This window comes from Stenotrophomonas sp. STEN023 (assembly GCF_056760135.1).
Window position 1 is genome coordinate 25937 of record NZ_JBRREF010000036.1, and the last position, 18804, is coordinate 44740.

The window sequence follows — 18804 nt, forward strand, 5'->3', positions numbered from 1 at the left end:
CAATGAGTGCCTCCATGGACCCGATCCTGCTCGGCAAAGGCGTCACCGACGACATCGCCGTCACCCTGCTCCCGCGCCTGGGCAACCGCCACGGACTGGTGGCCGGCGCTACCGGCACCGGCAAGACGGTGACCTTGATGACGCTGGCCGAGGGTTTCTCGCGGTTGGGCGTGCCGGTGTTCATGGCCGATGTGAAGGGCGATGTGGCCGGCCTTGCGGTTGCCGGCGAAGGCGGCGAGAAGCTGGCCCAGCGCGCCGCCGAGATCGGCGTCGACGGCTTTGCCCCGGCTGCCAGCCCGGTGGTGTTCTGGGACCTGTACGGCAAGCTCGGCCACCCGGTCCGCACCACCGTCAGCGAGATGGGCCCTACCCTGCTCGCCCGCATCCTCGAACTCAACGACACCCAGTCCGGCGTGCTCGACATCGTGTTCAAGCTGGCCGACGACCGCGGTCTGCTGTTGCTGGACCTGGATGACCTGCGCGCCCTGCTCGGCCTGGTTGCCGAGGAGCGCAAGGACATCTCCACCGAATATGGCCTGGTCAGCGCGCAGTCGGTGGCAGCGATCCAGCGTTCGCTGCTGCGCCTGTCACAGGACGGCGGAGAAGCCTTCTTCGGCGAGCCGGCGCTGGAACTGGCCGACATCATGCGGGTCAACCATGACGGCCGTGGCGTAGTCGGCATCCTTGCCGCCGCGCAGCTGATCCTCAAGCCGCGCCTGTATTCGACCTTCCTGCTGTGGCTGCTGTCCGAGCTGTTCGAACAGCTGCCGGAAGTAGGCGATCTGGAGAAACCAAAGCTGGTCTTCATCTTCGACGAGGCCCACCTGTTGTTCGACGATGCCCCGCCAGCACTGGTGCAGCGCATCGAGCAGGTGGTGCGATTGATCCGTTCCAAGGGCGTTGGCGTCTACTTCTGCTCGCAGTTCCCGGATGACGTGCCCGGCAACATCCTCGGCCAGCTCGGCAACCGCGTGCAGCATGCGCTGCGCGCCTTCACCCCGCGTGACCAGAAGGCAGTCAAGACCGCAGCTGAGACCTTCGTGCAGAACCCCAAGCTCGACGTGGTTGCAACCCTGTCGCAGCTGGGCACCGGCGAAGCACTGGTCTCCACGCTGCAGGACAAGGGCATTCCCTCGCCGGTGCAGAAAACCCTGATCGCGCCGCCACGTTGCCGGATGGGTTCGATCACCGACGCCGAACGCGCGCAGGTGCGCGCCGGCAGCCCGATCGGCACCCGCTACGACACCGCCGTCAATCGCGAATCAGCAGCGGAGCTGTTGGCACAGCGCGCGGAGAAAGCGACCGCACAGGCGCAGGCCCCGGCCGCACGCACCCGCCAGCAGGATGAGGAACAGGAAGGCGGCTTCGGCCAGAGCATCAAGGACGCGATCTTCGGCACCAAGCGTCGCCAGGGCATGATCGAGACCATGGCCAAGCAGACCACCCGCACCGTCGGCACCAAGCTCGGCAATCAGATCGTGCGCGGCATCCTCGGCAGCATCTTCGGCGGCAAGCGTTGAGCAGGCACGGTACTGTCCACGTCGGACTGGCCAGCAGTGTGCTGTTGACCGCCCTGCTGGCCGGCTGCAATGCATCGCAGCCGGCGGCAACCGCCCAGTCGGCAGTCGCAGCACCGACGCAAGCTGTGCCGCCAGATGCTGCCAGTGGCAACGATGCTGCGCCCAACGCACCCGCACCGACCTACGTCGCGGTCGACCCGGAAGCACTGCCCGGGACCTTCATCGTCGGTGGCGTGGAAACACGCACGCTCGAGCTCGGTCCCGACGGCCGCTACGCATTGAAAGGCGGTGTGGTCTGGGACCTCGTAGAGAGCAAATGGTCGCTGGAACACGGCGGCACACACCTGCGCCTGCACCACGACCACCAACAGACCGAAGACCTGTTGTTCGGCCTTGAATCCGCAGATGTCCTGGTACTGCTCAATGCCGACGGCAGCCCAACCAACTTCCGCAGCACCCTGGACAGAGTGAAGAAGTGAGCCGCTGGCGCCCTCCTGCAGAGAAAAGCACCGCCCTGATCACCGCTCAGGGCCATGCCCGGCTGAAAGCCGAACTGGACGAACTGTGGCGGCAACGACGGCCGGAAGTGGTCAAGGCGTTGGCCGCCGCCGCCGCCGAAGGCGACCGCTCGGAGAACGCCGAGTACACCTACCGCAAGAAGCAGCTGGGCGAGATCGACCGCCGCGTGCGCTACCTCAGCAAACGGCTGGAAGCCCTGCGCGTGGTCGACACCACGCCCAGCGATCCGGAGGCCGTGTTCTTCGGCGCGACGGTGGAACTGGAGAACGTGGATTCCGGGCAGACTGTGACCTACCGGATCGTTGGCCCCGATGAAACCGATGCGCCGGCTGGTTGGATCAGCATCGACTCGCCTTTGGCACGGGCGCTGTTGAAGAAGCGCATCGACGATGAGTTCGCGGTTGAACTGCCCAGCGGAATGACCCGCTTCGCGATCATCGACGTCAGCTACGGCGAAGGCTGAGCGGCGGCGGATAGCTTCGGCCCGCGCGTAGCGGGCGGAAGTAATCGGCCTGCTGGTAGAAGGCCTGGTCCTGATGCGGGTACCAGCCGGGAATACCCGCCAGCGGCAGTGGCCGCAGCTCGGCAGGATCCGAAAGCAAGCTCCCCTCCGCGATTGCAGCTGCGACTTCCGTAACACTGGCTGTGTCATCTTCAGCAACGACGACCACACATTTGCCAACCAGCAAGCGTTCAATCAACAAGGCCTGCTCCATCAGCGCGTGGCCGATGACCGCAGACACCGCGATATCACCATCGCGCCAACCGGCCGGATTGAACAGCGCCGACCAATCGTGCTGGTCCCACGCGATCAACACGCCTGCATCGCGCACACGCACGATAAGCCCGGTCTCATCAAACTGGGTCAGCGCGGCCTGCGCGCGATTGCGCTGGCTCGCCCCCATCACCGCGATATGCTGGCATTGCTGCGCATTGAGCGCGCGCTTGATGCCGGGCTGACGCGCCCAGATCATCGCGTTGAACAGGTCGTGCCAGTTCTGCGCGCGGGTGGCGATGCCACCCTGTGCGATGCGCTGTTCGTAGTGCAGGCCGTCGCCGAGCAGGACATCGTCCTGAGCAACGAATTGCTTTCCCTGCACTGGCAACTGCGCGTTGAGTACATCGATACCCGGCCAACCGGGAGCACGCAGCAACGTGGCAAAATCGCTGAAATCCGCGAACAGCGGATGGTCAAAAACGCACAGATCAACCTGTCCGCGCAACGGCGCTACAAACCGACGCCGGCCAGTGCCGGCATCGTCTGCGGCAGGTGCTGCGGTCACAGCACCTTGATATCGAACGGCGCAGCCTTGGTTTCGATCAGGGCGTCGCCGAACAGATCATGCTCATCGCTGTCGGTGATCTCGACGTTGACGAAGTCGCCGACGCGCAGCTTGGCCTCAACAGCATTCTGGATATGTACCAGACCATCGATCTCCGGCGCATCGGCCTTGGAGCGCGCCACGGCGATGCCGTCTTCGATGCCATCGACCAGGCACTGCTGCACGCTGCCGACCTTGGCTTCGAGCTTGGCAGCGGAAATGGCCGCCTGCTTTTCCATGAAACGGGCCAGACGCTCCTGCTTCACTTCTTCCGGCACCGGATCCGGCAACTCGTTTGCCGTTGCACCTTCCACCGGCGAATAGGCAAAGGCGCCGACGCGGTCGAGCTGAGCGGTATCGAGGAAGTCCAGCAGCTGCTCGAACTCGGCATCGGTTTCGCCCGGGAAGCCGACAATGAAGGTCGAACGCACGGTGATGTCCGGCGCGATCTCGCGCCAGCGCAGCACGCGCTCCAGGGTCTTGTCGACTGCACCTGGACGCTTCATCAGCTTGAGGATGCGCGGGCTGGCGTGCTGGAACGGGATGTCCAGGTACGGCAGGATCTTGCCCTCGGCCATCAACGGCACCACGTCGTCGACGTGCGGGTACGGATAGACATAGTGCAGGCGGGTCCAGGCATCGAGCTCGGACAGGCCTTCGCACAGCGCCTTCATCCGCGTGGCGTATTCCTTGCCGCGCCAGGTACCCGGCGCGTACTTGCGATCAACGCCATAAGCCGAGGTGTCCTGCGACACCACCAACAACTCGCGCACGCCGCCCTTGACCAGGCGCTCGGCCTCACGCAGCACCTCATCGACCGGGCGCGACACCAGGTCGCCACGCATCGAGGGAATGATGCAGAAGCTGCAACGGTGGTTGCAGCCTTCGGAAATCTTCAGATAGGCGTAGTGGCGTGGGGTCAGCTTGATGCCGTAATCCGGCACCAGATCCACGAACGGATCGTGCTTGGGCGGCAGTGCGGCATGCACCGCTTCCATCACCGTGGTGTAGTCCTGCGGACCAGACACCGACAGCACGTCCGGGTAATGCTCGCGGATCATGTCGCCCTTCTTGCCAAGGCAGCCGGTGACGATGACCTTGCCGTTCTCGTTCATCGCCTCGCCGATCGCATCCAGCGATTCAGCCACGGCCGAGTCGATGAAGCCGCAGGTGTTGACCACCACCACATCGGCCGAGTCATAGGACGGCACGATGCTATAGCCCTCCACCCGCAACTGGGTGAGGATGCGCTCGGAATCGACTAGGGCCTTCGGGCAGCCAAGGCTGACGAAGCCGACTTTGGGGTTCAGCTGGGACATGATCTGGAAATCCTGGGGCCGGGCCGGAATGGCAGCGGGGCCGGAAAGCCGGGCAGTATACCGGGCCACGGCCGCGACGCCCTGCGGCTGGCTTAATACGTGGGAGAGCTGATAATCAGTCTCATTGCGACAGTGCCGAACTGTCGCGGCAATGCCTTGCTTAAGCCCCTCTCCCGCTTGCGGGAGAGGGGTTGGGGTGAGGGGAAGCTTCTAGCAAGCAGACCCGTCGCTTTAACAGCTCCCCTCATCCGCCCCTTCGGGGCACCTTCTCCCGCTGGCGGGAGAAGGAACACCGCCTTTCGCCCCATCAATCCGGAGCCTCCCCCATGCCCAACTGGATCACCCTGCCCACCCCACTTGGCCCCGTCCGCGCCTGGCAGGCCCTGCCCTTGGGCACCCCGCGCGCCGGCCTGGTGGTGATACAGGAAATCTTCGGCGCCAACGCGCACATCCGCCATGTGGCCGAACAGTACGCCGCCGAGGGCTATGCGGTGCTGGCGCCGTCCTTCTTCGACCTGATCGAACCGGACCTGCAGCTGGACTATGACGCGGCTGGCGTCAGCCGCGGCAAGGCACTGGTCGACGAATTGGGCGTGGACCGCGCCGTCACTGTGGTCGAAGCCGCCGCAGCTGCGTTGGCGCCGTACGGCAAGGTCGGCACGGTTGGCTATTGCTGGGGCGGCAGCATCGCCCTGTTGGCCGCGCAACGGCTGGGCCTGCCCTCGTCCAGTTACTACGGCGCGCGCAATGTGCCGTTCCTGGATACAGCGTTCAAAGCCCCGGCCATCTTCCACTTTGGCGACCAGGACGCCTCGATCCCGGCAGCAGCCGTTGCAGCGCATCGTGAAAAGCAACCCGACTTGCCTGTATATGTCTATCCAGCCGACCACGCCTTCAACCGCGAGGTCGGTATGCACTACCACCCAGCCAGCGCCGACCTGGCGCGCGAACGCACCTTGGCCTTCTTCAGCGAGAACCTGCGATGACCGAAGCTGTGACGTCCGATTTCGCCCTTGATACCCGCCTTGCCGCCGACAGCGTATTGATTGCTGATGGCCCCCTGTCGCAGATCCGCCTGATGAACGACGATCGCTTTCCGTGGGTCGTGCTGGTGCCACGCGTACCTGATGCCAGCGAATGGATCGATCTGGACGGTGCCCAGCAGCGCCTGCTGCTGGCCGAGATCAACCAGATCTCCCAGCACCTGAAGCACAAGCCCAATGTCAGCAAGATCAATATCGGCGCGCTGGGCAACATCGTGCGCCAGCTGCATGTGCACCTGATCGGCCGCAACGAGAACGATGCCGCCTGGCCCGGCCCGGTCTGGGGCAGCGGCAAGGCGCAGCGTTTCGATCCGGAAGTGCTGGCCGAACGTGTCGAAATCTGGCGCCAGCGGCTACGATAAGCACCTTCCTCTTTACGGACTCCGCAAGCCGATGCGCTCCAATCTGATCGCCGCCCTGATCCTGATCATCGTTGGCCTGTTCTTCCTGGCCAAGAACCTTGGCTGGATCAACGGCAACATCGGCAGCATGCTCGCCACCTGGTGGCCAGCCATCCTGGTCGCCGTTGGCATCGGCATGTTGTTCGGGCGTGGCAAGTAAGCCACTCCAACGGATCCTGCATACAGAAAAAGGCGCCGAAAGGCGCCTTTTTCATTCCAGCCCAGACCGCACTCAGGTGCGCGGCAGGGTAACCCCGGTCTGGCCCTGGTACTTGCCACCGCGATCCTTGTACGAGGTTTCGCAGATATCGTCCTTGTCGGCCTGGAAGAACAGCATCTGCGCCACGCCTTCGTTGGCGTAGATGCGGGCCGGCAGCGGCGTGGTGTTGGAGAACTCCAGCGTCACATGACCTTCCCACTCCGGTTCCAGCGGGGTGACGTTGACGATGATGCCGCAGCGCGCATAGGTGCTCTTGCCCAGACACACCACCAGGGTGTCACGCGGAATGCGGAAGAACTCCACCGTGCGTGCCAGCGCGAACGAGTTCGGCGGGATGATGCATTCATCGGCCTCGATATCGACGAAGCTCTTCGGGTCGAAGTGCTTGGGGTCGACGATGGTCGAGTTGATGTTGGTGAACACCTTGAACTCACGCGAGCAACGCACGTCGTAGCCATAGCTCGATGTGCCGTAACTGACGATGCGCTGGCCATCCACCTGCTTGACCTGGCCGGCTTCGTACGGCGCGATCATGCCCTGCTGTTCGGACATTTGGCGGATCCAACGGTCGCTCTTGATGCTCATTCAATGATCCTGTTCACGTTGTGCCGCAGCATGCCTGCGGCCGGGGGTGGTCGATTCTAGCCTAGAGCCGGCAATGGGCCGGCAATCAATTGCCCTGCTACCGGTTCCACTCACGCTATCTATATATGGAGAAGGCCCGCAGAGCGGGCCTTTCCTGCTACCCGCCGGGCAGCCGCCTCAGATCAGCGAGGACAGGATCGGGATGCTGGCGCGTGGGCGCTTGGCCAATTCTTCCATCATCCGCTGCGCCGCCGCCACATAGGCCTTCGCCGCGCCCGACTCCGGCTGCGCGACCACGATAGGCGCACCCACATCGCCCTGCTCACGGATACCGATGTCCAGCGGCAGCGAACCCAGCAACGGCACCCCGTACTGCTCGGCCATGCGCTGACCGCCACCCTCGCCGAACAGATGCTCGACGTGACCACAGCTGCTGCAGGTATGCACGGCCATGTTTTCGACGATACCCAGCACCGGCACCTCGACCTTCTCAAACATGTTCAATGCCTTGCGCGCATCCAGCGTCGCGATGTCCTGCGGCGTGGTGACGATGACCGCTCCGGCCACCGGAATCTTCTGCGACAGGGTCAGCTGGATGTCGCCGGTGCCAGGCGGCAGATCGATCAGCAGGACATCCAGGTCCCCCCACAGCGTGTCGTTGAACAGCTGGGTCAGCGCGGAGGTGGCCATCGGCCCACGCCAGATCATCGGGGAGTCCGGCTCGATCAGAAAACCGATCGACATCGCCTCGACCCCGAACGCCCGCAGCGGCTCGATGGACTTGTTGTCAGGGCTCTCCGGCCGCCCACTCAGGCCAAGCATCGCCGGCACGCTGGGACCATAGATATCAGCGTCCAGCACGCCAACCTTGGCACCCAGCGCCTTCAGCGCCAATGCCAGGTTCACCGCAGTCGTGGACTTGCCCACTCCGCCTTTGCCCGAGCCAACCGCAATGACGTTGCGGATACGTGAATGGGGGGAAAGCCCCTTCTGCACTTTGTGGGCACCGCCCAGCGAAATCGACCGACTCACTTGCAACCTCTGCTTTTTCTCAGACGCGAACTATAACGCGAGGTGCCGAATGCACCCCAAGCATTCGCTCTCAACAGAAATGTTGGCGCGCGATACACGCATGTTGGCAACTGGATGTACTCGCGATGATGAACACCGGCTTTGCCATTGAATACGCTCGTGAAGCGGCGGTTGATGGTGATCGAGCGCCTGGCGCGCCGCCCCCTTTTTCCCTCTCGTAGCCAGCGAAGCGAGAGGGGCGATGCCTAAACCCGGGACCTTATGGCCCTCGGTCCCGACCCATACGTTCGATCTGCTTCGTGGTATTGGCCTTTACAGCGGCAACGCGCCCCAATGCTCAGGCCCAAAACACTTGCGCAGTGACGCTACCACGGCATCAAGACCACCTGACTCGCCACCACGCGCCTCCATAAATCTCCGCAGGATTCACCGTAGCCGACTACTCATACAACATATCGATGTCGAAGGCCTCGAACCAATGTTCGCGATGAAGGTTCGGTGCAGCCCAACAGCGGCTGCATCCGCAACCTCGCTGCCTGCGCAAATTTCTCAACCGTACAGGCGCGCATGGACTGCCTTGAACTGGCTCGAATGATGGATCCACCTTGCCCTCGCAAAATGTGAACAAAAAATAAATAACAGAAATTCGGCCATATTTTGCGAATAACTACGAAAACATTTGCCGATTGCCAAGTTTCAAGCTCAAAAAAAGGCCCCCGTGACTGGAGCGTGAACGATTGACGCCAAAGGTTAACCATGTGTTAATCAGAACACATCGGCACTGTAACGGTTGCAACTGTAACAAATACGCAATTCCAAGGCCGCCTGACCACACCGCCGATAAAAGGGGGGCAGGTTTTGGATTCTTCTCCTAGGGGATACAAATGACATATCGGAACTCGCTCAGCCGCAATCCGCTGAGCTATGCATTGGCCTCCGCGCTGGCGCTCGCCGCTTCCGCACCGGCTTTTGCGCAGGAAGCAGCTGAACAAGCACCCACCGCAGGCCATCGCGCCACGACGGAGTTAGACAAAGTGACGGTGACCGGCTCGCGTATCAAACGCGCCGAAGTGGAAGGCCCGGCGCCGGTCACCATCGTTACATCCCAAGACATCGAGAAGCAGGGCTTCAGCACCGTATACGACGCCCTCAATACCTTGAGCCAATTCACCGGCTCGGTTCAGAACGAACTCAACGCAAATGGATTCACTCCGAACGGCAGCTTCCTGAACCTGCGCGGCCTTGGCCCCGGCTACCAGCTCGTACTGATCAACGGTCGTCGTGCTGCTGACTACCCGCTGCCCTACAACGGTCAGTCCAATGCGGTGAACCTTGCCAATATCCCGGCATCCGCAATCGACCGCATTGAAGTGCTTTCGGGTAGCGCATCGGCAATTTACGGTTCCGACGCAGTCGCTGGCGTGGTCAACGTCATCATGAAGACCAATTTCGATGGCGACCTGCTCAGCGTCCGCGCAGGCACCACCACCCGCGGCGGCGGTGACACCGGCCGCTTCCAGTGGACCGGTGGCAAAACCACCGAGCGTGCCAGCTTGACATACGCTTTTGAGTTCCTGGGTCGCGAAGCGATTTATGCTCGCCAGCGTGATTTCATGGATTCCACCCGTGACGATCCTTCACTGACTGATCCGGCGGATGCGACCGCCTACCCAGGTATCCGTTATACCGTCTGGGTCGATGGCAACGGCAACCCCACCGCCAATCCCAGTGCTCCGGGCCGCAAGCTTGGCTGGTTGATGGCGGACAATCTGAATGCGACCTGCGATCGCTTCAGCGAATTTGATCCAGTCGCCGTCAACGGCCAAGCCTACTGCGGTTATTTCGGATATCCGGCTGGCCAGTCGATCCGCAACTCCGACAAGACCTATAACGCCTATCTGTATGGTACCTATGAGGTAAATGACTCGGTCCAGGCATGGGCACAGCTGTCCTACAGCAACAGCCAAGCCACGGTTGCGTCCTCTTCGCGCTTCTTCAGCAGCGCGTCGGTACTGGGGGCGAACAACTTCTACGACCCCAACGTAGGGGCCGTGGTAGGCAACGTCTATCGATTCATCACGCCGAGCGAAATCGGCAACGGCGGCGGCCAACCCAGCAAGTACAAGGAACAATCCCTCGACGTCGCAGCGGGTCTTCGCGGTTCCATCTTCGACGGGCGCTTTGACTGGGATGCCACGATCTCCCACTCCCGCTACCAGGCTGATGAAGAATACAACTGGCTGGTGCAGTCCAAGGTCCGCGACCTGTTCTTCGGTCAGCGTCTCGGCACTCATGCAGGTACCGGCTACGGCATCTATGCGATGAACATGGACCGCCTGCTGAACCCCCTGACCTCGAGCGATGTCGCGGCAATCAGCTCCTCGTATAAGAACAGGTCTTCGTCGCAGGTCACTCAAGGTTCGGCGGTGCTGAGCGGTGACTTGTTCGAGATGCCAGCCGGCAGCCTCTCGATGGCTGCGGTGCTCGAAGCGGCGGGCCAGAAGTACGACGTCAACCCCGACGCGCGCGCGCGCCTGGATTACACGGGTAACGACGCACCGATGGGTCTGACCTCGACTGGCGGCTCGGGTAACCGCGACCGCTACTCCGCTGGCATCGAGTTCAGCATTCCCTTGCTCTCTTCGCTGAAGGCAAATCTGGCTGGTCGTTACGACAAGTTCGATGATGCCAGCGACATCAACGGTGCCTTCACCTGGTCTTCGGGCCTGGAGTGGCGTCCGATCCAAAGCCTGTTGCTGCGCGGTTCCTATGCAACCAGCTTCAAGGCGCCGGACATGCACTACATCTACGCAGGTGAATCTGGCTTCTACACCTATGCTTTTGATGAGTACGCGTGCCGTGCAGCAGGCCTGAACCCAACCAGCACCGCCGACTGTGGTGGCTCTACATACCACCCCCAGGTCTTCGGCACCCGCAAGGGCGATCCGCGCCTGAAAGCAGAAGAAGGCAAATCTTTCACTGCTGGCGTGGTTTGGGATGTCATGGACGACCTGTCGCTGACGGTTGACTACTACAACATCGAGCTCGACGGCGCTATCAGTGACTTGACTGGGCGGCTCTATCGTGACGAGGCTGACTGTCGTCTGGGTACCACCCGCGATGGCGCGCCAGTTGACGGCACGTCCGAACGCTGTGTCGAAGTGCTCAACCGCGTGATGCGTGACAGCAACGGTGACATCGTCGAGATCGCGACCTACCCGCAGAATCAGGCCAAGACCAAGACTTCGGGCATCGACGCCTCTGGCGATTACACGTTCACCACCGACCGCATGGGCAAGTTCGGCGCCAAGCTTGCCTGGACCCACGTGCTGAAGTACGACATAACGCGCTTCGCCGGCGAGCAAGTTGAGAACCAGCGCGACAACAAGCAGTTCTTCAACTTCCGTAGCCGCGTAAACTGGGAACTCAACTGGGAGCGCGATGACTGGGCTGCCAGCGTCTATGGCTACCGCTGGGGCTCTCTGCCGAACTGGGCCGAGACCGGCCGTATCGGAGCGCATACCATCTGGAACACCAACGTCCGCAAGAAGATCACCAACAACGCAACCCTTGGCTTCTACGTCAACAACGTGTTTGACAAGATCCATCCGCGCGACGATACGTACAACCAGTATCCGTACTTCTTCTACGCCTACAGCCCGGTTGGCCGTGAGGTGTTTGTCCAGTTCGATTACAAGTTCAACTGATAAGCACTGCAGCATCGGAAAGCCCGGCCTCGGCCGGGCTTTCCTTTGCCAACACTTAGACACAAGCACCTCAACTGGAGAACGCCCTTGAAACGCATTCTGCCCTTGCTGGCAATCGCCATGTCCGGCACTGTTTTTGCCGTCCAGGCAGCTCCTCTGCCGCAAATCAAGGATTTTGTTGGGCATGCCACGTATGGCACCGTCAAGATTTCCCCCACCGGCGAATACCTAGCGATCACGGTCGACAAGGGTGACCAGGACGTATTAACTGTCCTGCGCACCAGCGACCTGCAGATCATCAAAGTCAACCAACTGCCTGATAATAAGAGTATCGGCGCGTTTTATTGGACCAGCCCCAATCGCCTGATGTTTACTGCCGTGAAGAAGATGGGTGGCTACGCCCAACCCAGCTCCACCGGCGAGTGGTATGCGGTCAATGCTGACGGTAGCCAGCCTCGTCCCTTGATCCACTACGGTGCCCAAGACACCACCCAGCGCGGCAAGACAGTTGGCAATCAAGGTTTTTCCCTGCTTGACACCCTTAAGGACGACGATCAGAACGTGATCATGCAGTCGGTCTCGTATCGATCAGCAGAAGGCGGCAATACCGAAGTGGTAAAGATGGATACCTTGACCGGTCGTCGCACCTCACTCGGCCGCGCACCAAAGGAGAACTGCAGCATCGCACTCGATTCGGAAAAAATGCCACGCTTCGCAGTCTGCTCATCAAGCAAAAATGAGGAAGGTGAGTACGAGGAGCGCAGCGAACTTTATCGCCGTGATGGTGGCAACTGGACATTGCTCAACTCGTCCAAGTCCGCTGGCAAGCACATTGATGTCCTTCGCACCACCCATGAAGGCACCGTTTATGCCAGCGAAGACGATGACAGGGCACCTGCAGCCATCGGCACTTTGGATACGACTACAGGCACCTTCAACAAGTTGTTTCAAGATCCGGTAGCCGAAGTTTCGGACATGATCTGGTCCACTGATGACAACACCTTGATTGGCGTTGTCACCGAGGCAGGCGCTCCCGCAGTCAAGTTGCTCAACGAAGATCATCCCGATGCGGAGATCTATGGATCGCTGGCTTCGGCTTTCGAAGGCCAGATGGTTGATTTCTCCAGCTACACCCAAGATGGCAAGAAGATCATCGTCAGCGTCTACAGCGACAACAATCCGGGCGAACTCTATCTATATGATCGTGATACGGGCAAAGCACGCTTCCTCATGTCGCGTCGACCGCAGCTCAAGAAGGACGAGATGGCTTCCATCCGCACCTTCAACATCACCACCAAGGACGGGAAGCGAGTCTACGGTTACCTGACCATTCCGCATGGTTCTGATGGCAGAAACCTGCCCCTGATCGTGAATCCGCATGGCGGTCCCATCGGCCCACGTGACAATTGGGGGTTCAACCCCGAGGCACAGTTGTTTGCCAGCCGTGGCTATGCGACTTTGCAGGTCAACTTCCGTGGTTCAGGTGGCTATGGCAAAGCCTTCCAGGACGCAGGACACCGCCAGTGGGATCAGGGCATCCAGAACGACATTCTGGAAGCGACCCACTGGGCCATCGAAAACGGCTATGTCAATCGCGATCGCATCTGCATCTATGGTGGCAGTTTCGGCGGCTATTCCTCGCTGATGGCACCGATCCGTGAACCCGGCCTGTTTCAATGCGCCTTCGGTTACGTCGGTGTCTATGACGTGGACATGCTGTTCAAGAAAGGCGATATCCCACAGCGCGACTCGGGCTTGCGCTATCTGCGCCGCACCCATGGCACAGATCGCGCTGACTGGAACCGCACCTCGCCCGCACTGCGTGCTGCCGAAGTCAAAATCCCGGTTTATCTCGCTGCAGGTGCACGCGATGAACGCGCAGTTCCCGAGCAGACCGAGCTGATGAACAAGGCGCTGATCGCTGCAGGCAACAAACCAGAAGGAATGATCATTCAGTCAGGTGAGATGCACGGCTTTTACGGTGAAGACGCGCGGGTGAACCTCTATACCGAAATGCTGAACTTCTTCCAGCGCCATATTGGTGACGGCAAGGTCAACGTCGGCAACGCATCGCCGGTATCCACCAATAAATAGTCCGTCACATTGGCGCGGTTGCTGCGTCCAGGTAAGACCACAATGGAGGCACCAGTGCCTCCATTGTTTTGGCCAATGACTTTTGGCCTTTCCGCACCTGCGCCACTTTCATCGACCATGTAATACCGACATGGATTGCACGAGGACCTCGCATGATCTGCAAGAATTCCATCGCCTTCAGCATCCTGCTATTGGCGTTTACTGGAGTTGCGACCGCCCAAGCAGGTACCGCTCCGGCTGATCCGACCGAAGACCAGCTGATGATTACAGCTGGCTTTCTCAATGGACATCCTGACCTACGCTTCCGCTTGCTGGGACTTGAAAAGCACAAGGCTGGCGACCGGGAAAAAGCATTCCGTCACTTCCAATTTGCCTCTTTCTATGGAGACAAGCCATCGCAGGGAATGGTGGCTGAGATGCTTTGGACGGGAGTGGGTACACCCCAAAATCGCCCACTGGCTTATGCATGGATGGATCTCGCAGCCGAACGAGGGTATGAGGGTTTTGTGGGGCTGCGTGAGCGTTATTGGAACGAGCTCTCAGAGAGCGAACGCACCCAGGCAGTAAGCCTTGGTCAGGATGTCTACGCCCGCTATGCCGACGCGGCCGCATTGCCGCGCATGGCAACCAAACTGCGGCGCGAACGGCGTGCATTGACCGGTAGTCGCACCGGTTTTGCCGGCAACCTCAAGATCATCGTCCCGACCGCCAGTGGCACCACCCAGATCGACGGGTCAAAGTTCTATGACGATCGCTACTGGGACCCGGACAAATACCAAGCCTGGCAGGACTCGGTATGGATGAAGCCTCGTATAGGCACAGTCAATGTCGGCTCTGCCCAGCAGTTGCCGCAAGACTCCAACCCGAACCGCATACCTGTAGCAGCCCCCTTACTGGATCTCCCGGAACCGGATGCCGGCGACGAAATGCCACGGGTTGATGGCGTAAGCGATAAACCCTGACCAACTTGGACCTCGGTTGCACTCAGCGACCGAGGTCGCCATCGATCACCCTTGCTGCATTGTGCCCAGGCGCTCCAGTAACCCCACCACCCGGATGCGTCCCCGAGCCACATAGATAGAGTCCCGGCAACGCCCCCCTGTATCCCGCCTGGCCCAGCATCGGCCGCGCATTGAACAGCTGGTTCAAGCTCAGCGCGCCATGGAAGATATCGCCGCCGATCAAGCCGAAGGTCCGCTCAAGATCCAGCGGGCTCATGATCTGCCTGCCGAGCACCGATGCCGCGAAACCCGGAGCATGCTTGTCGACGGTGGCGATCATCAGATCCGCCACTTCTTCGCGGTGATCGTCCCAGCTGCGACCACCTGGCAGCTGCGGTGCCACATGCTGGCAGAACAGGCTGGCCACATGCTGCCCCGCTGGTGCCAGTGAATCGTCCAAGGTGCTCGGAACCAGCATCTCGACGATGGGCTCGCGTGACCAGCCGTACTGGCGTGCATCCAGATAGGCGCGATCCATGTACTCAAGACTGGGCGCGATGATGATGCCAGCGGTCAGGTGGTCGCCCTGTCCTGGCAATACACTGAACTCAGGCAGTTTCGACAAGGCCACATTCATGCGGAAGGTGCCGGAGCCGCAGCGCCAGTTGGCCATGCGTTCCAGCGTGGCTGGCGGCACATCCGCAGGATCGAACAGCCGCTCGTACAGCAGCTTCGGATTGACGTTGGCAACGATGGCCGCGCCGCGCAGCACTTCGCCACCGGCCAGTACAACACCTGTTGCACGCCCCTGCTCTACCAACACCTTCTCCACGGCGGCATCGGTGCGGATTTCAACACCGGCTTCCATCGCCGAACGCGCCATCGCCTGGGTGATGGCACCCATGCCGCCGATGGCATGCCCCCAGGCACCTTTGACGCCATTGCTCTCGCCAAACACATGGTGCAACAACACGTAGGCGGTACCGGGGGCGTAGGGGCTTGCGTAGTTGCCAACGATGCCATCGAAGCCGAACAAAGCTTTGATCGGTGCGCTTTCGAACCAACGCTCCAGGTACTCGGCCGCAGAGATGGTGAACAGATCCATCAACTCCTGCTGCAAGCCCGGATCCAGCCGCTGCAGCTGCCTGCCAAGCTGCCCCGCTTTCCACAGCTCCGGCACCGCACGCAACCAACTGGCACCACTGATATTGGGCGGTGCCTGCAGCGCCTGCGCACGCAGCACATCGGCAAAGATCTCCAAGCGCTGCTCGTACTCGGGCAAGCGTGCCGCATCGCGGGCGGAGAAGCGCGCAACCTGTTCGGCAGTGCGCCCGCCCCCTGCCAACAGATACTCGCCATTGCCCAAGGGCAGGAAGTTATTGAGCTTGCGCGGGACCACCCGTAGGCCGTGCCGCTCCAGCTCCAGCTCGGCAATCACCTTGGGCTGCAGCAAGGACACCGTATAAGCAGCTACCGAGTTGCGGAACCCGGGGTGGAACTCCTCGGTGACCGCAGCGCCGCCCACCACTGAACGTCGCTCCAGCACCAACACGCGTTTGCCGGCCTTGGCCAGGTACGCCGCACATACGAGTCCGTTATGGCCGCCGCCAATCAGGATCGCGTCCCACTGCCTGCTCGATGTCTTGGTCATTCCCGCTGTATAGCATCGGCCAGCCATCGCCGCCCATAGGAATACGCTGGCCACCACCCATTACCTTCTACACCCCTGCGCGATCAGTTTCAGGCGTATCTTCCTGCTTCGGCCCCGGACTCCGCGGCCTCACTCATGCTCTGAAATCGGCCCGGAGGCCTTTCCCGTGATCGTTCGCAAACCCCAGATTCTCCTGCTGTCGCTGGCCGTCGCCGCCGTGCTGACCGGCTGCCCCAAGCAGGAAGAGCAGTCCCCGCCGGCCGCTACCGCCGCCGCCCCGGCCGCCAATGAGCTGAAGCTGGACGAGTCCAAGCTGCCGGCCTACAACGCCTTCACCGCTGCCGACCTCGACGCCAGCAAGGACGCATGTACCGACTTCAACGGCTACGTGAACGAGAAGTGGCTCAACGCCAATGAGATTCCGGCTGATCGCACCAGCTGGGGCGCCTTCACCATCCTCGACGAGCGCTCGGTTGCCGTGCAGCACCAGTTGGCCGAGCAGGCGGCTGCAATGAAGGACGCCACCGGCATCGAAAAGATCGTTGGTGACTTCTGGGCCGCCGGCATGGACGAAGCCAAGATCAATTCGCTGGGTATCACCCCGCTGAAGGCCGATCTGGCTGCGATTGATGGCCTGCAGAACACCGCCGCACTGGCTGACTACCTGCGCACCACCGCCGCCAAGGGCGAGAACTTCCTGTTCGGCTTCGGTCCCGAAGCGGACTTCAAGAATTCGTCCATGAACATGGCCTACGCCAGCCAGGGCGGGCTGGGCCTGCCGGACACCACGTACTACACCGATGCCAGCAAGGCCGACAAGCTCAACGCCTACAAGGCCCATGTGGCCAAGGTGCTGGAGCTGAGCGGCGTGGCCGCCGCCGACGCCGCCAAGCAGGCCGAGGAAGTGATCAAGTTCGAGACCCGTCTTGCCAAGGCGTCCAAGTCCAGCGTTGAGCTGTCGCGTGACGTCTCGCTGTACTACAACCCGGTCAGCGTGGCCGACGCCGACAAGCTGACCCCGAACTTCAGCTGGAGCGCGTTCTTCCAGGCACAGGGCATTGCCGCACCGGCGACGTTCTCGCTGGCGATGCCGGCCTTCCACGCGGAAGTGAGCAAGATGCTGGCCGACACCGACCCGGCAGCCTGGCGCGCTTACCTGCGCTTCCACACCGTGGACGGCGCCGCACCGTACCTGAGCAATGAGTTCGTGCAGGAGAACTACGCGTTCTACGGCAAGGAACTGAACGGCCAGAAGGAAATCAAGCCGCGTTGGAAGCAGGTGCTTGGCACGATCGAAAGCGACGCAGGCGATGCCTTCGGCCAGATGTACGTCAAGGTTGCCTTCTCGCCCGAGTCCAAGGCCAAGATGGAAGAGCTGGTCAAGAATCTGGCCGCCGCGCTGAAGGATCGCATCCAAGGCCTGGCCTGGATGAGCGACGAAACCAAGGCCAAGGCCATCGCCAAGTGGGAAACCTTTACCCCGAAGATCGGCTACCCGGACAAGTGGCGTGATTGGAGCGGCCTGAGCACCACCCACGATGACTATCTGGGCAATGTGCGTGCTGCCAATGCCTTCAACTACAAGTGGGCACTGGCCAAGATCGGCCAGCCGGTGGACAAGACCGAGTGGGGCATGACCCCGCAGACCGTCAACGCCTACTACAACCCGCTGCAGAACGAGATCGTGTTCCCGGCCGCCATCCTGCAGCCGCCGTTCTTCGATCCGAACGCCGACGACGCGCTGAACTACGGCGGCATCGGTGCCGTCATCGGCCACGAAATGACCCACGGCTATGACGACCAGGGCAGCCGTTTCGGCCCGACCGGCAACTTCGAGAACTGGTGGACCCCGGCTGACGCCAAGGGCTTTGAAGGCCTGACCGGCAAGCTGGTCAACCAGTTCAACGAGTACAAGGTGGGCGACCAGAGCGTCAACGGCTCGCTGACCCTGGGCGAGAACATCGCCGATCTGGGTGGTCTGGCCACGGCTTACGACGCCCTGCAGAAGGCTTCGGCCGGCAAGGAAGACGCCAAGGTTGACGGCTTCACCCGTGACCAGCGCTTCTTCTTCAACTGGGCAACCGTGTGGCGCACCAAGTACACCGCCGAGAACGCCAAGGTTCGTCTGGCTACCGATCCACACGCCCCGGCGCAGTTCCGTGCCATGGGTGCGCCGTCGAACCTGCCGACCTTCGCTGCTGCGTTCCAGTGCAAGGCCGGTTCACCGATGGTCCGTGCTGGCGACAAGCAGGTAGTGATCTGGTAATCGCTGCCCTGCAGTGAGACCCGAAGAAGGCCCCGGGGGGGGGGGGCGGGGGCCCCCCCCCCCCCCCCAACCCCCCCCGGGTGCTTTTTTGTGGGGGGGGGTCCCCCCCCAACGCCACTGCAGATGATGCGGCTGGCATTGATTGGATTGCGTTGGCTCTTGGCGCTTTGGGTTTGGTCGGCTT

15 protein-coding genes are annotated in these 18804 nt (G+C 61.5%); 10 read left to right on the plus strand and 5 right to left on the minus strand.

Annotation, left to right across the window (positions count from 1 at the left end; genetic code table 11):
• The first annotated feature begins 14 nt into the window (after nucleotides 1–14).
• The 3 genes from ACVOLV_RS11810 to greB are packed head-to-tail and all read left to right on the plus strand — an operon-like array spanning nucleotide 15 to nucleotide 2502.
• Nucleotides 15–1520 (plus strand): helicase HerA-like domain-containing protein, encoded by a 1506-nt coding sequence (locus ACVOLV_RS11810; RefSeq protein WP_481554568.1) that lies wholly within the window; start codon nucleotides 15–17, stop codon nucleotides 1518–1520.
• The gene (locus ACVOLV_RS11815) at nucleotides 1517–1999 is read left to right on the plus strand and encodes a hypothetical protein (RefSeq protein WP_481554569.1); all 483 of its coding nucleotides are present in this window, start codon (nucleotides 1517–1519) and stop codon (nucleotides 1997–1999) included. The genes ACVOLV_RS11810 and ACVOLV_RS11815 overlap by 4 nt, the downstream gene beginning before the upstream one ends.
• Nucleotides 1996–2502, plus strand: coding sequence for a transcription elongation factor GreB (greB, locus tag ACVOLV_RS11820; RefSeq protein WP_481554570.1), 507 nt, complete (start codon nucleotides 1996–1998; stop codon nucleotides 2500–2502). Before ACVOLV_RS11815 ends, greB begins: the two co-directional genes overlap by 4 nt.
• Here the strand turns inward: greB and ACVOLV_RS11825 are convergent.
• Nucleotides 2483–3322 carry a DUF3025 domain-containing protein gene (locus ACVOLV_RS11825; RefSeq protein WP_481554571.1) on the minus strand — a complete coding sequence of 280 codons (840 nt, stop codon included), beginning with the start codon at nucleotides 3320–3322 and terminating at the stop codon, nucleotides 2483–2485. The two genes, greB and ACVOLV_RS11825, sit on opposite strands and share 20 nt — an antisense overlap.
• The gene (gene rimO / locus ACVOLV_RS11830; protein WP_481554572.1) at nucleotides 3319–4680 is read right to left on the minus strand and encodes a 30S ribosomal protein S12 methylthiotransferase RimO; all 1362 of its coding nucleotides are present in this window, start codon (nucleotides 4678–4680) and stop codon (nucleotides 3319–3321) included. Before rimO ends, ACVOLV_RS11825 begins: the two co-directional genes overlap by 4 nt.
• A 326-nt stretch (nucleotides 4681–5006) precedes the next feature.
• On the opposite strand from rimO, the gene ACVOLV_RS11835 reads away from it, so the two are divergent.
• Genes ACVOLV_RS11835 through ACVOLV_RS11845 form a run of 3 tightly spaced genes read left to right on the plus strand, consistent with a single transcriptional unit; the run spans nucleotide 5007 to nucleotide 6284 of the window.
• Entirely contained in the window at nucleotides 5007–5666 is a 660-nt protein-coding gene (locus ACVOLV_RS11835; RefSeq protein WP_481554573.1) for a dienelactone hydrolase family protein, read from the plus strand.
• Complete coding sequence (locus ACVOLV_RS11840) at nucleotides 5663–6085, plus strand: HIT domain-containing protein (protein WP_481554574.1); 423 nt, start codon at nucleotides 5663–5665, stop codon at nucleotides 6083–6085. Before ACVOLV_RS11835 ends, ACVOLV_RS11840 begins: the two co-directional genes overlap by 4 nt.
• A 31-nt stretch (nucleotides 6086–6116) precedes the next feature.
• Complete coding sequence (locus ACVOLV_RS11845; RefSeq protein ID WP_089153126.1) at nucleotides 6117–6284, plus strand: LiaI-LiaF-like domain-containing protein; 168 nt, start codon at nucleotides 6117–6119, stop codon at nucleotides 6282–6284.
• 72 nt (nucleotides 6285–6356) lie between these two features.
• Here the strand turns inward: ACVOLV_RS11845 and dcd are convergent, their stop codons facing one another.
• On the minus strand, nucleotides 6357–6929 hold the full coding sequence (dcd, locus tag ACVOLV_RS11850) for a dCTP deaminase (protein ID WP_313173564.1): 573 nt from the start codon (nucleotides 6927–6929) through the stop codon (nucleotides 6357–6359).
• 177 nt (nucleotides 6930–7106) lie between these two features.
• Nucleotides 7107–7949, minus strand: coding sequence for an iron-sulfur cluster carrier protein ApbC (gene apbC, locus ACVOLV_RS11855; protein ID WP_481554579.1), 843 nt, complete (start codon nucleotides 7947–7949; stop codon nucleotides 7107–7109).
• A gap of 896 nt (nucleotides 7950–8845) precedes the next feature.
• On the opposite strand from apbC, the gene ACVOLV_RS11860 reads away from it, so the two are divergent.
• From ACVOLV_RS11860 to ACVOLV_RS11870, 3 genes are all read left to right on the plus strand, one after another.
• Nucleotides 8846–11668, plus strand: a complete 2823-nt coding sequence (locus ACVOLV_RS11860; RefSeq protein ID WP_481554575.1) for a TonB-dependent receptor domain-containing protein — start codon at nucleotides 8846–8848, stop codon at nucleotides 11666–11668.
• An 87-nt stretch (nucleotides 11669–11755) separates the two neighbouring features.
• Nucleotides 11756–13762 carry an alpha/beta hydrolase family protein gene (locus tag ACVOLV_RS11865; RefSeq protein ID WP_481554576.1) on the plus strand — a complete coding sequence of 669 codons (2007 nt, stop codon included), beginning with the start codon at nucleotides 11756–11758 and terminating at the stop codon, nucleotides 13760–13762.
• A 152-nt stretch (nucleotides 13763–13914) separates the two neighbouring features.
• A complete protein-coding gene (locus ACVOLV_RS11870; RefSeq protein WP_481554577.1) occupies nucleotides 13915–14724 on the plus strand; it encodes a hypothetical protein in 810 nt (269 codons plus the stop codon).
• 22 nt (nucleotides 14725–14746) lie between these two features.
• On the opposite strand, the gene ACVOLV_RS11875 is transcribed toward ACVOLV_RS11870, so the two are convergent.
• Nucleotides 14747–16354: a phytoene desaturase family protein gene (locus ACVOLV_RS11875; protein ID WP_481554578.1), complete on the minus strand. Its 1608-nt coding sequence runs from the start codon at nucleotides 16352–16354 to the stop codon at nucleotides 14747–14749.
• 169 nt (nucleotides 16355–16523) lie between these two features.
• Between ACVOLV_RS11875 and ACVOLV_RS11880 the strand changes: the two genes are divergently transcribed.
• Nucleotides 16524–18620, plus strand: a complete 2097-nt coding sequence (locus tag ACVOLV_RS11880) for a M13 family metallopeptidase (RefSeq protein ID WP_481554580.1) — start codon at nucleotides 16524–16526, stop codon at nucleotides 18618–18620.
• The last annotated feature ends 184 nt before the right edge of the window (nucleotides 18621–18804 follow it).